Source organism: Desulforapulum autotrophicum HRM2 (assembly GCF_000020365.1).
GTDB lineage: Bacteria > Desulfobacterota > Desulfobacteria > Desulfobacterales > Desulfobacteraceae > Desulforapulum > Desulforapulum autotrophicum.
In genome coordinates, this window is record NC_012108.1 from 1078780 (window position 1) to 1093847 (window position 15068).

A 15068-nucleotide genomic window follows, 5' to 3' on the forward strand; every position below is an offset into this window, starting at 1 on the left:
AAGTAAATTCATCTCTATTCCCCTTCCAATAGGGGCGTTTACCGATTGGAAAGGCCGAAATATACAAGTGCTTCACCCATTATCAGGTCGAGCATGGAATTTATGATCTTCTCAGACAAGTTATGAACCTTTCGTAACGTAGCCATGGCTAATTGCATTATCCTCGTTAGTGCATCAAGGAAAGTTATGTTGGCCAATTCTTCATTGCAGGCTCTGAATAAATCTCCAAATGATCGTTGATCAACGCTTTTCCTTTGGAACAGACTCAGAATATTGTATCTGGCCATTACCAGGGAAGTGTGTCCGATCAAACCATCATAGTTCCGGATTTGGATCTCTTTAACCAGTTTTAGATGCTGTTTGCACATTTTAAAAAATACTTCGATATCCCAGCGTTTACCGTACAGCCTTATTATTTCATCATCTGCTATGGTAATATCTGTTGATAAAAGGGCGAGCCATCCTCGTTTTTTATCACAGGGGACAAATATGACTCTGGCTTTGTTCCCGTCAGGTAACCGAACAAGGACACTGGCCTTAACTTTGGCCTTCCCTCTTTTTTTCTTTAATTTTCCATAAAGGTCACTTAACCTGAGTCTCTTTCCATTGTACTCGTAAAACCATTTTGGATGATCCTTAAGCATGCAGATAATGTGGATATGCTTGCGAAGGCTCGAAATCACCGAAGGCATTGAAAACCAACTATCCATTACAAGATACTTCGCCCTGATACCAATCTTGAGGGCCTTTTTTACCATTGGTTCCAGATGCATTGTGGATTTTGTTATCGCTTCTTTGCGGCGTTGATAACCGCACGTTCTTTTATCAATATCTGGATTGATTTCATTGTATCGATTCTTTTTGTTTGCTGATGATAACAAGGCAAAATCAATCCCGAGAAAACTGTTACCATCTGACCAGCCAAGAGTAAGCAGCCTGAAGCCTTTTAGATATTTGTGAGTTGCATGATCATATACACGGGAAAGAAGTTCCACTTTTTTGGAACGGCTTCTGTCGTATGGCGAGTCATCAAAGATAAGAACCTCTTCAGAAGAATTATCCAGAAGACCCTTAATTATACAATAAATTCGGCTGCTAAGAAGAGTTGTAAACCGTCTCCAGTTATAGGTGGGCGAATTTAAAAAGTCATACACGGCATCTTTTCCGACTCCCACTTTTTTATTCCGCACTACGCCTTGGAAGAAGTTTTTGCCAATAAACGCCAGATTGAAAACGATAGTGAACAATTCCAGGGGAGAAGCACCTTTGGTTTTGACTATACCTGAATTGTTGAGCATGCTTCCAACTTTTAATTTGGAAAAATAATTACCAAAAATTCCGAGCTTTTCAGGATTTATGGTTTGATTTTGATATTCTGTCGAGGTAATATGCATTTTGATGAGATTCCTATCTTTGATTGTTGTTTTTTAGGGGTAAAGAACACGTATCATAGGTAGTGAATCTCGTCAATATTAATAGTTATTTCAAATTGTTGTATTTTTAAAATTTAGAGTGACTAAACTCCGAAAGTTGAGTTTTTTAACCTTCATGCCATACTCTCAGAAAACCTGCTTCCAAACGATGAAGCGTGTGGGCGGTTACGCCGCAGACCCGTTGATATTTCCGGCTCAACCTTTCTTCCCCTGGCAATGCCCCAGGTCCTGGAAGATTGTTTTCGCATGCTGCTGCAGAAAGCGTCCGCAATTCCTGACCCTTTCGAACAGGCTTTTTTTATAATGGTACAATTGCCTTATCTGCAACCGTTTGAGGATGTTAACAAGCGTGTATCTCGTTTAGGAGCAAATATTCCTCTCTTTCGGAACAACCTATGCCCCCTTTCATTTATAGATGTTCCTGAAAAATCCTATATTGATGGAACTCTGGGAGTCTACGAATTAAATAAGATTGATCTTCTTCGTGATGTCTTTACCTGGGCCTATGAAAGATCATGTCAGCGTTATCTTGCCATCACCAAAAGCATGGGAGTGCCGGATCCTTTGCGTATACGTTATCGGGAGGCATTGATCCAGGTTGTGCAGGCGATTGTCCGGGGCATCAAAGCACCATCTGATCAAAAAATTCTGCAACTTGCCGAGAAACTGGTGCCTGGGCATGATAGAGAAAGCTTCAGAAAAATGGCCATGGAAGTTTTAAGTCAATTGCATGAGGGGAATATCGTCAGGTACCGACTGAAACTGTCAGAGTTTCGAGCCTGGAAATCGGGTTGTATATAGCTTGAGAGCAGCGACCCAATTTGTTTTTTGTCTCCCTTCCATTTGTGCCGCGTTTTCCAGGCGGGCTTGGGAAGGGTTCAATTATCAGGGTGAAATAACCCAGAGGGCATCATGTCCTCTGATTATAGGATGTCCTACTGTGCCCAAATTGTGCCCGTCAAGGTCAAACGTTTCCAAAGACAACCTTATGAAACCAAAAGTAAGGCTCTGAGAGCCGCGTCAGTTAAGGGTTGAAAAAATAGAGAATTAAAGATTTGTACAAAAGGAACTCAAAATCCTCCGGGCTTCGGCCCTTGAGAGTTCAAGTCTCTCCTCCGGCACCATTGATAATAAAGGCTTTTAGCGGTTTTCGCTGGAAGCCTTTTTAGTTGGGAGTTTCACGATTGTGTCTAAAATTGCGTCTGTCTGAGAATTTAGGTAAGTTTCCTGCTCCCCTGTAAGGTAATCCCTGATTGAAAAACCATGGGAAAAGCGGCTCTGGATTACCACCTTATCGACCCGGGTAATTAAGCCGGTTCTATCCCCATGGAAAGCCTAGGATGTCTATTAACTGATTTGGCTAAACATTGGAATCCTCTCTATGGCCGGGTTCGCACAACAGGTTCATTGTCAGTTTGATCAGGGTCTCTTTCTGATTGGGGGCGGATTCGGCCACCAGCAATGTCAAGGCAGCCAGGCCGGTTTCATTAATCACGGGTTGCCCGTCCGGATTCAGTAATCGGTCATTTCGATGAAGAAAATCCACAAATAAAAATGCACCACTGCGCTTGTTGCCGTCAATGAACGGATGGTTCTTTACGACAAAATAAAGCAGATGGGCCGCTTTACTCTCAATGGTGGGATAAGCCGGTTCCCCAAAAGCGCTTTGATCCAGGTTGCCGAATATGCCTGCCAGACTGTCCGCCCGGGATGGGCGGGCAAACAGGTCAGAGGCTTCTCCCCGGTCCATCAATTGCTTTTTCAGTTCTACCAGGGATGCCATTGCATTTTCGTGTGGTGTCAAATTCCCCCCTGCCTGTCCTTTCGGAGTATCCAGCAACCCTTCGTCGTATTGCTGGAGCCAGAGAAAGGTCTGGGTGTAACGGCCCATGATATCCACCAGGCCCCTGCCCATATCCGTTGCCAGGGCAGGTGAGTGTGCTGTCTTTTGAATGAGTGCCAGGGCCTGCTGCAGTTCGGCGGCGTTCTGCACGAACCGTTGCCTATTGATGGCATACCCCTGAACCAGATAGTCTTTCAGTCGTTGAGTGGCCCAGATCCTAAATTGGGTACCCTGGATGGATTTTACCCGATACCCCACGGAGATAATTACATCAAGGTTGTAATATCTCACCGATTGGGACTGTGTTTTATCCGCTATGGCACCATGCTGAGTGGTATGTCGGAAATCCCGACATACCATTGGTTCCATCAGTTCCCCTTCTTTAAAGATATTTCCAATGTGACCGGTTATTGTGGTTCTGGCCTTGCCGAAAAGCCTGGCCATCTGTTCCTGGGTGAGCCATACCGTTTCATCGTCAAGCTTGACATCAATTTTTACATTACCATCTGTAGTTTGGTAAATCAGTATGTTGGATATATTTTTCATAGGAATTTTCCCGTCCCGGGGCTTAGCCTTTCTCCACAAGTTTTGTTCAGATAAAATAGAAACCGGGTTCTCTGTAAATATGGGTTCATCGTTTGCCGGGTCCCTGTATTCGGATCTGGCATAATTCCACCATGCCCGAAAGACCCTGAAGGCTTGAAGAGTTCGTCCTTAGCTATCTCTCGAGCTTGAGTTGGCGTTAACGCACCATAGGCCCCCAGGGTGACACGACGGAGTTTTTGATTGACACGGGCTTGTGCGAAAAAGGTTTTTCGTGTTGTTGTCACCTTAAGAGCACACCCTTTCAGCTCAGTATCCCAAAATAATAGTGGGTGTTTTTCCAGTTGCAAACGGGGTCTTGTCAATGAATCGTTTTGTTAAATGGGCCTTTGGCATAGAATACCCCTCAAAAAAAGGTCAACAAATAACATGCAAAATAAGTCAAAAACAGTCAAGTTTCATCATATTTAAAGCGTAGCGTAGCTTTTAACGCTTGATATGATCTATAAACCCAAATTGTGCCCGTCAAGGTCAAATGTTTCCAAAGACAACATAGTGCTTAAACCATTTCAACGGAGAGATTGCTTTTGCATTTTTCATATAGGGTTTCTGGAGCGATGTCTGCACCATTTGGCCAAGCAATCGTTCCTCCCTCTATAAAAGCTTTTTTGAACAGCTGAATGTCTTTTAATGGTGAGAAAATAGGTCCTTTATCAAAATAACCAGAAAAATCAATTTCATCTGAAATGTGATCGTCAAAGGAAATATGATAAGTATATCCTTTTAGATATTTTATTGAGATGACTTCGTTCATATCCCTCATAATTATTCTCCCTAATTTAGAGGAGGGATTTTGCTAATTTTCCTGAAATTTATTGCATCCTCCCAGGCTTGTTCGAGCTCTTGAACATGTAAATCGATCCATTCTCGAACTAGTTTTATTGCTGTTCTTGAGTTGAGATCATCGTTATGAATATTTCCATGGAAATCAAACGTTGCTTTACTGCCCTGATACTCTGCATGGATATGAGGGGGCTATGATCATCATAAAACATTCTGATTATAATTCTAAAAAAAACGGCTTGTTTCTGGCATTTGAACTCCTTTTCGCAAATGTATCTTTTTTATAATAGCAGATAGTTGCAAAAATTCAACTCAACACCAATGTTTATCCGATTGCAGATATATGGAATAGAGCAATTTCTTTGCCTTGTTTTCATAGTCTGCTGCCATCTGGTATTTTGCCTTTGCATCCTTTCGGGTTTGGATGGCAATAGCCTTGACCTGTCCAGGTTCACCATGGCTGCGGTAAGATCTTTTTCCAGATCCCGTATGCCCTGTTCGGTCATTTTTATGGGGTCTTCCAACTGGTCCATGACGGAATTGATATTTGATTCGCCTATTCTGAATAATCGCTTATGCATTGATGTCCTCTTTATGGTTGGTATTGTGCATCTCAATAAGCCGATCCCCGAATTCCATCAGGGCAAGACTCACCCCGTTCAGCGAGGCTTCAAGTTCATTTTTATCCAGGTTGTCGATCTCCAGGGTATCCCGGAAATAGAGCTTGGTTCCTGTGTGGTCAAGGGCAAAGGCTCCCTGTTCCAACTGTCTATTTATCTTGAGCAACTCAGTGTGACAGCCTATGCAGTTATCCGGGGTCTCCATGATTTTCTGTTCAAGGATCACACGGGGAGGGCGGTAACTGATCTGCATATTATTGATACCCCTGAGGGCATCTCTCACGACCATGTCTCCTGTTTCTGATCCCTGATCCATCACCTCAAGCGCCATGTCGTTGATGACGTGATTTATGAGTCTGTGGGTTTTTTGATCCATGTGGTCCTCTCTTTGCTGTAAATTGCCAGTTAATCGGTTTTTGATGAACTCTAACAGCACGGAAGGATATAGCGAGGACGGAATGAACCGGGAATCGACATCCCCCGGAGAAAGGGAACATCTAACCTATCACAAGGGGTATGTGCGGGTTTCCACCTCAAGCTTGTTCTGCTATGGCTTAGGAAAGCAATTTTATTTGAGACTGCTTAATACCCACAGCCGTTGTAAAAGAATGTGCAGATCCAACCCAGAGCCTAACCATTGAGATGCCTTGTGTCCTTGCTGAGCGGATTGAACGGTTGATAAGATGCAAATACTCTAACGCTTTTTATCTGCCCTGTTTTTATAAAAAAGGCCTCAATAACATTTATAATCAGCTACTTGCATAGCATTGGCCCTAATCGTGTTTTCGCAAAATACTCTAACGCTTCAAATAAATATCATTTTTTACAGTAGGTTAATGCTATTTTATAGCAGTGTTGCACGGAATGTGTATTTCAAAAATCAGTCAATGAAGTTTGAGAAGTTGTAAACAAAAATAGACCATTCGCTAAAAAAGCGTAATGGTCTATCCTGATTTAATTATCTTGTCCGAGGTATCTAATCTGGACGATCTAAAGTTTTAGAACAGCAAAATCAGTCCTTTCTGGCCTCACATTATTTCTTGGTGAAATTTTTCCATGTGCCTTATGTTCGTTATTGAGGAGGAAGATCAGAGAGAAATTCCAAGGCAAGATTGATGTCAACAAAGGTGTATTTCAACTCCTTTGCTCTGTCCCTGCAGTCTGTACAAATTTCTCTGAATTTTCTCATATCGCCTTTGGTCGTCATATAAATCTGTTCAATGGCCTCCTGTTCAATATCCTTGTACTCGACAATGAAATCTTCTACCACAATCGGGTATAGAATAAGCGTTTTCAAGCGGCTGAGGATGTCTGGATGCTCGCGGGTTAAAAAGGTCCTCACCTTTGGTAATCCTGCAAATACAATGGGAACACCGGCATCGATAACCCTTTTGAGGTAGGGCCAGACCCGGGGATCAAGATCGTTTGCCTCGTCGATTAAAATAAAGCAGTTGGACAGACTGCATATCATTTCCAAATATTGAGGGGTTCGCCGGTAGGTGGCGATTGTGTCGTAATTTAGCTTCTTTAAAATCGATGCCAGGGTTTCATGTATGTTGAACAGTGACTCCACCCAGACGGCATGAAGTTTTTTCGGTTGCAGCAATTTCAAGAAACGGGTTTTACCCACGCCATAATCACCCTCGATCAAGACGCTCTGCCTACGATAGATTCGGTTATATGTGGCCCCCAGATAAGAAATGCGGCGTTTGTCATTTATAAAATCTTCTTTTCGTTTCATGTCATATTTCTCCAGAAAACGCATACGGTGCCACATGGATTCTTCGATAATGGCTTTCACAATCGAGAATAAAAGCATTGAACAGCACTGCCCCTTTTATATTCGTGGGTTGCTGCATCTTTTTTATATAGGTGGTGTATCTTTTCTGGTTATGCTGAAGGATTTGCTTTGCCATGGGCATGGAAAGACCTTTTTTATAATTTTTAATCAGGAGGGGCCGATCGACGACCATGCTGTTGTGCTCCAAAAAGGCGATGATCTGATCCAGCTCATTTTTGTCCGGCAATATGGTCAATACTTTTAACGGCTTTTCAAAGGGCTTTCGGGCAAGGGCTTCTCCCCAAAAAATACCATCCTCCCTGGGCTCAAAAAGGAAAAGCTTGTCATTGTATCTGGATATCTGAACGGGTGTACTTTTATGGGAGCTGAACTTGTCTGCACCCATGGTCACATAGTAATCCTGATTTTCAAATCTGATGGTCTTCTGCTTTGATACCGTGGCTTTTGTTTTTCTAAATCCATATTTCATGTGCTCCTTGACCTGATCAGTACAAAAGGTCAGTGTGCTGGTAAATGTTTTAAAAAAGTCTGTGAGCTTTTTATCCGGCACCCAGGCACTGACTTTTCCTTTTTCAGAGAAATAGTGGCGTGTACAGTTGTGTTCATGGCGATATTCCTCCATAAGTGAGCTTGTTTTTAACTCATCCAAATTTATATCAAGGAGGGTAACGGTGATTTTTTCTTGTTTTCCTTTTTTGAAGATGTACCCGGGCTCTGTCTTTACGATCCTTTTTTCAAACGCCTTGATGATTCGGATTTCAAAATTATGAAGGCTGCGGTGGGATGATTCCAGGTGAGCCTTATCCTTGGGAGCATGGATCCTTGAGAAATCAGGTTCCATATAAAACCCGTTCGGGGTGGAATGTTTCAAATTCAAGTCGTTGATGGGGCGCTTAAGATTTAAAAAGCCCTTGGCATTATCCGGCCGGATACGAATCTTTTTTTGGGGAAATGGCCTATCCAGTAAAAATTTGGTGAACAGGTTCACGGAGTTCCAACTGCTTTCGGAAAAATACGCATCCAGGACAAACATATAACGAGAGCCCGTATCATAAAATTCTATGACCTGGGGCTTTTGCCAATGACCCTTGTCGTTTCTGATCTTAAAATATCTAAAAATACAGCCATCCATCTGGATCAGATCAAACACCGGTTCTGGTTTAAAACTATTTTTGACCGGAATATCGTCCTCGAAATCTGGTTTATTCAAATATGATTTGAGGTTTTCACGGTAAACACAGTGCCTGAGGGCATGGATGGAGATCCTCTTTTTGAACTCTTTCTCAAGCCAGTGGTGATAATTTTTAATGGTTCTTGCCTTATGGGTAATAAAGATGAACCGTTGGCTTGACGGATCACACGACTCTTTTACCATTTCTATAAAACGTCTGCGGACCTGTTCGGAGAAAGAACGGGGACGTCCACTGCACTTGCGGCCTTCCATAACCTTCTTTTCCACAAGTAGGAGTGGCCCCGGAATAATGCCGGTTTTTTGATATTGATCTTTGTAATATTTTTTACTTGCTCGTTTGGCCGAGCCTTTTTTGTTCATGATCTTTTTATGGAGCAAAAGATTGAAACGGTCATCAAGCGTCAGAGTAGGTATGACCTTCAGGTTATCCGTGTCCATTGCCGTTCTCCCTTGTCAATATTTTTTCCCGAATGACCCGGTTCCACAATAGCCCAGCCTGGCGAGATGTCTTTTGCCAGTGATCCTGTTGGGCCAGTCGAACCTGGTCAAGCATTGCCTGGACAGCATCCATATAGGCTTTGCTGACCTGATCGGTTAAATCCACAGGTTCGTCTTTACTGCCGGTGTCGTTTTCTTTTGCGGAATCAATGAACTGTTTGATGTTTGGTGCGGTTATCTCCATGGCGGTTTTTAAAAATGCCTTCCATATTTTACGCTGTTCGATGGGATCCAATGGGGCCAGGGGGCGCACCTGGGATTCATTGTTGGGAAGAATGTCTCCAATTGGAGACAGATTGTTGATAACCTTATAGGATTCTATCAGGCGATAAGCTTGGGCTCTGCCCATATCCCAGCGCACTCTGGCATAAGTTTCAAAACTACTGAAAAGATTGAGTTTATACAGCCGGGTATCTTTTATCTCTTTCAGAGCTTTGCCTATTTCATGGAAACGACTCTGATTACGGGCAATAAGATTCTCCAGACGGGTCAACCGATCCTGTTCCATTATCCTAATCCTCCCGGCATGGTCTGGCCGATGCCTCCGATAAAATTTTGCAACCCCTGTCTGGCATCTTTGTTCTGATTCGGAACTTTGACCATCAGGCGTTTTAAGAACAGAACGCTCTCTTTAAACCCGATTCTCTGAACAGTCATCACAAGATCGATGGTGTTGAAGTTTTTTTCACATCGAAAGCACCGGGCCAGGTTGGTGGCTGGGTTTATGGCTGTCTGGAATTCATTACAGATCGGGCACAGAAAACGGAAAAAGCCTTCACTGATTTTTGATGGCATTTCCAGTTGCTCCCTTATCAACATCTCCACAGGGATAAAATTTCTTAATTCAAACAACTCTTGGGATGAAAATTTTTTTGGCATGAGTCCTCACATTTGTCGGGGTTATCAAGGCACTTTGCCTTAAGCTCAAGGCAAGGTGTAAAAATCCTATTTTTAAACTACTATAATAGCCCCATCCTTGTCTGTTGTGTCTTAAACACCCTTATGTATTAGTCTGTTCGTATCTCCTTTATTTACAGAGGTTTAGGTTAATGATGCGTCTTAAAACCCTAAGTCGATTACTTTGTTGGGATATCAATGAATTACAGTTGGTTAAGTCTATGATGCGTCTTGAAACTCCGATTCGATTAGTCGAGGTTTTTATCCATAAACACCCCCCCCCTATCTGAACGCAGTTTTTGAATCGTATGACTGATTCAGAATCTGCCAAGCTACATATTGGATGACGATCATATTTCTTGTTCCATACTCGTTTTCTAAAATTTCATATGGCAATACGGGCTTTGCCAGGCAGTTGGGCGGGGGGTGTTCATGGGGAGGTATGCTGGATTTAAATTCCTTAGAAGATTCTTCCTCAATCTTTTCTAATTTTTTACCCAGATAGTTATTTTTAAAATATTCACCGTTTTTTTTGTTCCATTTTTGACAGTTTCTTCGGTGCTGTTCAGTTTTGCAGGCAGACCTTCCACATGTTGTCTGTCGTCCTTTTTGGCGGACATCCGGCTTAAACCATTTGCGGCAAATACAGCAGGGGCGTTTTCCACTTGAACTTTTTGCCATTATATTTTCTCCAAATTTAAATCTGGATGAAAATATAGCCCTAAAAATTGATTTTGTCGTAAAAGCGGCGGGGTAAGCGGGGTATGATTTATTTTCTATTTGGCGGGGTATTTGCGGCGGGCTGCCCTAATCATAGCGTTATAGTATTTTGCGAACGATTTGGGGGGTAGGCGTTAGAGTATTCGCATCTTAACAAACGGTATGTCAAAGAAAATGGATCAACCGTGACCGGGGTTATGATAGAGGCCCTGGATAAATTTTTGAGGAAGACCGATTAATATGCCGACCAGCCAGGATAAAAACGAATTGATTTGTTACTGCTTTTGTTATTCTGTCAATGATATTGAAGTTGAAGCAATTACGAATGACCGCTCATTGATTCTGGAGAAGATTGTAGCAGAGAAGCGTCAAAGGGCCCTTTAGTCAATTGCATGGGGGGAATATCGTCAGGTCCAGACTAAAACTGTCAGAGTTTCAAGCCTGGAAATCGGGTTGTCTTTAGCTTGAGAGTAGCCCCCATTTTTAATTTAAAAACAGTCGAAGGCCTTTTAAGACGGCCATCAACGCGGGTTTTTTGGCTTTCATAAGGTCCTTGTCGTCATCCACAATATGGTATCCCCTTTTCCTTACTTCAAAGGATCCTGCATTGTATGTTTCCAGTGAGAAGACTGTGTAGCTTTTATCATTCCCAGTCACTGAGCAGGTATCCCAGCTTGCCACCACAACATTGTCGTGGCCTCGTCCGTCAAAAAGGTCTTCACCCTGGGAGTAGAGCCCTGTGTCGCTTGTATAGCCAAGCCTCTTCATCAGGGTTGGAACCACATCCAGATGACTTGTCATATAGTCGATTTTCCCGGGTCCTGCATCTGGAAGATACATCACCAGCGGAACCCGGGTCTGCTCGTCGGTAAAGGCGCTGTTGTGGCCCAGATAGCCGCTTTCATAGAACTCTTCTCCGTGGTCTGCGGATATCATTACGATGGTGTTTTCAAGCAGTCCTCTTTGCCTGATCGCATCAAGGACCCTGCCCACCTGGAAATCATCAAACATAATGGCATTTTTGTAGCTGTTTTTAAGCGTTGCCGCATCTTTTTCCCCAACGGTCAGGTAGTTGGGAGATTTGTTTGAGGGCATGAATTTTTCAAAATCTGCCGGATAACTGTATGGACCGTGGGGCGCATCATAAAAAAGAAAAGAGAAGAATGGCTTGCTGCTATCCCGGGTGTTCAACCAGTCGAGAAAAACCGCTGTTACCTTCGGATCCTTGACTTCGGCATTTTGGCCCTGGTGGCGATCGGACACAGATTCGGGGATTTTCACAAAGGCGGTTTTTCTGAACTCAGGATTGGAACAGTTGGCACTGGTGACAATCTTAAAGTCGTAATCCAGATCCTTGAGTTCATCGATAAGCACCGGGCCCTGCCGTTCACTTAAGAATTGATGCCAGTATGATCCATAAATACCGTAGAAGAGGGAAAATACACCAAACCGTGTACAATTTCCGCCGCTGTAATGGTTGCCAAACACCTGAGATTTTTTTGAAAATGCGTAAATATTGGGGGTAAGCTCTTTTGAAAGCATGTCATAACGCCATGCATCCAGCAGAATCCATACAACATTGGGGTAACTTTTCAATTTTTTCCGTTCCAGTTTCGAAGCCGGGTAACGGATTGAGGAGAATTCTGTATTGAACGTGATACGATCTTCGTTATCCACAGTGAAATTGAATCGCTTTTTCATGGTTTTCTTGATTGTCAGGGGTTGATAGAGGGGAAACACCTTGATAAACCGTGTTACGCTCCTGACATTGTAAAGGTCCGCAACCGCATAGAGCGACTTGTCCGCCAAGATCAGGGAAAAAACAGCCAGGGAGACAATGGCCATTCTTCGTCTGGAGAGGGTCTTTTCGCCACTGGTTTGATAGAGCCATCTGGCAAGAAAGAACTCGAATGAGATCACAGCCAGGATCAAAGCACCGAACATCAGAAAGATGGTGGGACCAAAGTGAAGAGAATCGCCTGTACCTTCGGTAAACACAAGGTTAAGAACCATGCTGTTGATATGGAATTTGAAAATCCTGTAGATGGATATGTCCGTATAGCAGAGGAGATGAAACAGGGAAAAAACAAGCGCCGAGACAATAGAAAAAGCGTTTCTGCCGCGTACCACAAAAAAGAGAGTATAGAGCAGGGCTGCAAGGACCAGATACTGCATGGCTGAATTGGACAAAAGTGCGATTATCAGATACCCATGGCTCAGGAAGCTGTTAATCCCGGATGAGTGGAATATATACTGGGAGCCCATCAACACAGTGATGACATAATTAACAATCAATATTTTTATTAATGTCCGATATACAGGACGTAACGTTCCATCGTTCATGCGCAATTCCTGGCCCTTTTGAACAGGCTTTTCTATAATGGTAAAATTGACTTATCTGCAACAGTTTTAGGAGCTTAACAAGCTTATAGCTCGTTTAGGAGCAGATGTTTTTTTTATTCGAAATAACCCATGCCCCCTTTCATTTGTGCTGGCGTTCTCCAGGTGGACTTATAGGTCATTTGGCTTAAATTATATTTTTTTAATTGTTAGGTCTTTCAAAATGGACAAAATCAATTAAAAAAACCGCGCCCATCAGCAAGGTTTTTTGTGTGGTGTCAGCCTTAACCGGGAACTCAACTCCGAAATCATCAGCTTTGCTGAAGGTTTCCTTGAAAAGTCCGCTCCATTTTTTTGTGATTTTGCCATCTTCAATGCCATTCTGGAAAATTTTAAATGTCCAAGGATGCAGAATTGGGCCTATAAGAGTAAATACTTCCTGATCAAAGGCATCATAAACAATATACTGCCTTCTTAGGATTCTAAAACAACGCTGGACACTTCCCAGAAGTTCTCCATTGGCATGGAAAATTTCGAGTTTGTGGAAATAGAACTTGAAAGGTCTTTCCAGAGTGAGGGCTGTAATGCCTTCACGATTAAGAATTTTCATTGAAAAAGGACGCCAGTTTCCAATAAACAACCTGGACAGGATTGCTCCAATGGAAGTGCTCATTTCAGCGGCTTCGAAAAGGTTGAAATTGATTGAATAACGATTCCGGGTCTCAAGGCCTAACCAAACTTCGGCTCTTTCTAACCGTTGACGGATAAACAGTTTGCGGCAGTCAGTAAGTCCGGCCAGTTCATGACTCTGGTTTATTTGGTTTATGTGAAACCGATTTTCCGCATCTTTCCTTTCTTTAAGAATAAATTTAGAGACTATTATTCCGCAATTGGGGCATTCGGTGAATTGAGAGTTCCCCACAAAAGAGCACTTGGGGCACTTAGAAGTCGAATTCAAAGTTCATATCCTTAATAGAATAACTTTTTTCTGAATAACATTTGCTGCAGTATGGTATTCAGATGCCTTCCATATTTCATCACATACAATGGAATTTAATTCAAGAAATAAGGTCGAATAATTTGGTATGTCCGTGTAAAGGTGATGGCCGATTATATAGAGAATTTTCATAATGACAACCTTTTTAATCTGGATCGCAACCGGCAATTTTATATGAAACACCCGCCAAAGCATTGTCAATGAAGGCGTTTCATCATTCGTTGAGGCCGGAGTCATAACTCGCTCCGGCCGTGCCGGTTATATAAACAGTCAATCTCGAAAGTTGAGTTAGGTATCATTTAGTTCAAAACTAAATTGCAAAAGACTGTCCGGCAGACTACATCTCATTTCCCAGAGAAAATTTGTAGACAAGGGCCTTACCTGTTTTTTCACAGGCATCCACACAATCTCCACAATTGGTGCATTGGGCCAGGCTCCAGCCATCCATGTGCTTGGGGTCAAGATTTAGGGAACAGGCCTGCTGGCAGGGGAATGGTGCCTTGTTTGAGATACATCTTTTTTGTTTAAAAACAATTTTAAATCCAAAGGGATTGAACCGTTTGACAACGGAGAGAAGAACAGATTGCGGACAAATCCAACGACACCACAAACGGGTTTGAAATATAAATTCCAACAATAAAATGACGCCCATAAACCAAATGACAGGAGACAGGTCTTTTTGCATAAAAAGATATTGAAAAATATTTGAATATTGAAATGGCATTGACACCTGGTTTAGAATGGGTGTGTTGAAAAAAGACCAGAAGACCAGAAAACCTGTGCAAAAGACAGTTGCCTTTACTGCAAAGTCCCTTGTTTGAATTCTTTTGTTTCTAAATCTTTTAGGCCATACCCTGGAAGAAAAAGAATTTATGAGTTCTGACAATAATCCAAAGGGACAAATCCAGGAGCAAAAAACAGTTCCCAGGAAAAATGCAATGGCCAAAACCATTCCGACACCGATCAAAAGTCCAATGGGCAGGTAATGATTTTTAAGTATTACCTGAAAAGCAGCCAGAGGATCTGAAAATGTTAAACATCCGATATGGATGTTTAAAAAATTTCCCCAGATAAAATTGAACCCGGCCTGATTCAGTATGGGAAGTATGATAAAAAGGCCAGCAACACCTGTTTGAATAACTCTTCGCCAGGTATGGATTTTAATTCTTTTCATTTTATGATATTTTCCACGGCAATTCGAATATTTATGGCTTAAAAGGACAATGCCGTGACAGATATGAATTAAAAGAGAGAAAATTACAAGGGGGGTATGTTAAAGAATCATGCCAAGATTACGAAAAGGCTGACAATGGGACCCACGGCTTTTCGTTAGACTGGTGA

The 15068-nt window shown here is 42.4% G+C and carries 14 protein-coding genes and 1 pseudogene; 1 reads left to right on the plus strand and 14 read right to left on the minus strand.

The window, feature by feature from the left end; translation table 11 throughout:
- Positions 1–38 precede the first annotated feature (38 nt).
- Positions 39–1394 (minus strand): IS4 family transposase, encoded by a 1356-nt coding sequence (locus tag HRM2_RS04630; RefSeq protein ID WP_012663192.1) that lies wholly within the window; start codon positions 1392–1394, stop codon positions 39–41.
- A gap of 150 nt (positions 1395–1544) precedes the next feature.
- Here HRM2_RS04630 and HRM2_RS04635 point away from each other — a divergent pair.
- Positions 1545–2234, plus strand: a pseudogene (locus HRM2_RS04635) (Fic family protein); the annotation flags it as partial.
- 559 nt (positions 2235–2793) lie between these two features.
- On the opposite strand, the gene rhuM reads toward HRM2_RS04635, so the two are convergent.
- The 13 genes from rhuM to HRM2_RS28280 form a co-directional block, all read right to left on the minus strand.
- Positions 2794–3822 (minus strand): virulence protein RhuM/Fic/DOC family protein, encoded by a 1029-nt coding sequence (rhuM, locus tag HRM2_RS04640; RefSeq protein ID WP_015902851.1) that lies wholly within the window; start codon positions 3820–3822, stop codon positions 2794–2796.
- A gap of 556 nt (positions 3823–4378) precedes the next feature.
- The gene (locus HRM2_RS04645; RefSeq protein ID WP_232364198.1) at positions 4379–4633 is read right to left on the minus strand and encodes a DUF2442 domain-containing protein; all 255 of its coding nucleotides are present in this window, start codon (positions 4631–4633) and stop codon (positions 4379–4381) included.
- 20 nt (positions 4634–4653) lie between these two features.
- Positions 4654–4845, minus strand: a complete 192-nt coding sequence (locus tag HRM2_RS28275) for a DUF4160 domain-containing protein (RefSeq protein ID WP_202944707.1) — start codon at positions 4843–4845, stop codon at positions 4654–4656.
- A 98-nt stretch (positions 4846–4943) separates the two neighbouring features.
- Entirely contained in the window at positions 4944–5243 is a 300-nt protein-coding gene (locus HRM2_RS04650) for a PspA/IM30 family protein (RefSeq protein ID WP_041273050.1), read from the minus strand.
- Positions 5236–5658: a type III secretion system chaperone family protein gene (locus HRM2_RS04655; protein ID WP_015902853.1), complete on the minus strand. Its 423-nt coding sequence runs from the start codon at positions 5656–5658 to the stop codon at positions 5236–5238. Before HRM2_RS04655 ends, HRM2_RS04650 begins: the two co-directional genes overlap by 8 nt.
- Positions 5659–6354: 696 nt before the next feature.
- A complete protein-coding gene (locus tag HRM2_RS04660) occupies positions 6355–7023 on the minus strand; it encodes an ATP-binding protein (RefSeq protein ID WP_041273016.1) in 669 nt (222 codons plus the stop codon).
- Position 7024: 1 nt separating this feature from the next.
- A complete protein-coding gene (locus tag HRM2_RS04665) occupies positions 7025–8713 on the minus strand; it encodes an integrase (RefSeq protein WP_012663011.1) in 1689 nt (562 codons plus the stop codon).
- Entirely contained in the window at positions 8700–9281 is a 582-nt protein-coding gene (locus HRM2_RS04670; RefSeq protein WP_012663012.1) for a hypothetical protein, read from the minus strand. The genes HRM2_RS04665 and HRM2_RS04670 overlap by 14 nt, the downstream gene beginning before the upstream one ends.
- Entirely contained in the window at positions 9281–9652 is a 372-nt protein-coding gene (locus tag HRM2_RS04675; RefSeq protein ID WP_012663013.1) for a CHC2 zinc finger domain-containing protein, read from the minus strand. Before HRM2_RS04675 ends, HRM2_RS04670 begins: the two co-directional genes overlap by 1 nt.
- A 300-nt stretch (positions 9653–9952) precedes the next feature.
- Positions 9953–10351 (minus strand): hypothetical protein, encoded by a 399-nt coding sequence (locus HRM2_RS04680; RefSeq protein ID WP_012663014.1) that lies wholly within the window; start codon positions 10349–10351, stop codon positions 9953–9955.
- Positions 10352–10873: 522 nt separating this feature from the next.
- Positions 10874–12733, minus strand: coding sequence for a DUF3413 domain-containing protein (locus HRM2_RS04685; protein ID WP_015902854.1), 1860 nt, complete (start codon positions 12731–12733; stop codon positions 10874–10876).
- Between the two features lie 199 nt (positions 12734–12932).
- Positions 12933–13652 carry a phospholipid scramblase-related protein gene (locus HRM2_RS04690; protein ID WP_049770402.1) on the minus strand — a complete coding sequence of 240 codons (720 nt, stop codon included), beginning with the start codon at positions 13650–13652 and terminating at the stop codon, positions 12933–12935.
- Between the two features lie 412 nt (positions 13653–14064).
- Positions 14065–14901: a 4Fe-4S binding protein gene (locus HRM2_RS28280; RefSeq protein ID WP_015902856.1), complete on the minus strand. Its 837-nt coding sequence runs from the start codon at positions 14899–14901 to the stop codon at positions 14065–14067.
- Between the last annotated feature and the right edge of the window lie 167 nt (positions 14902–15068).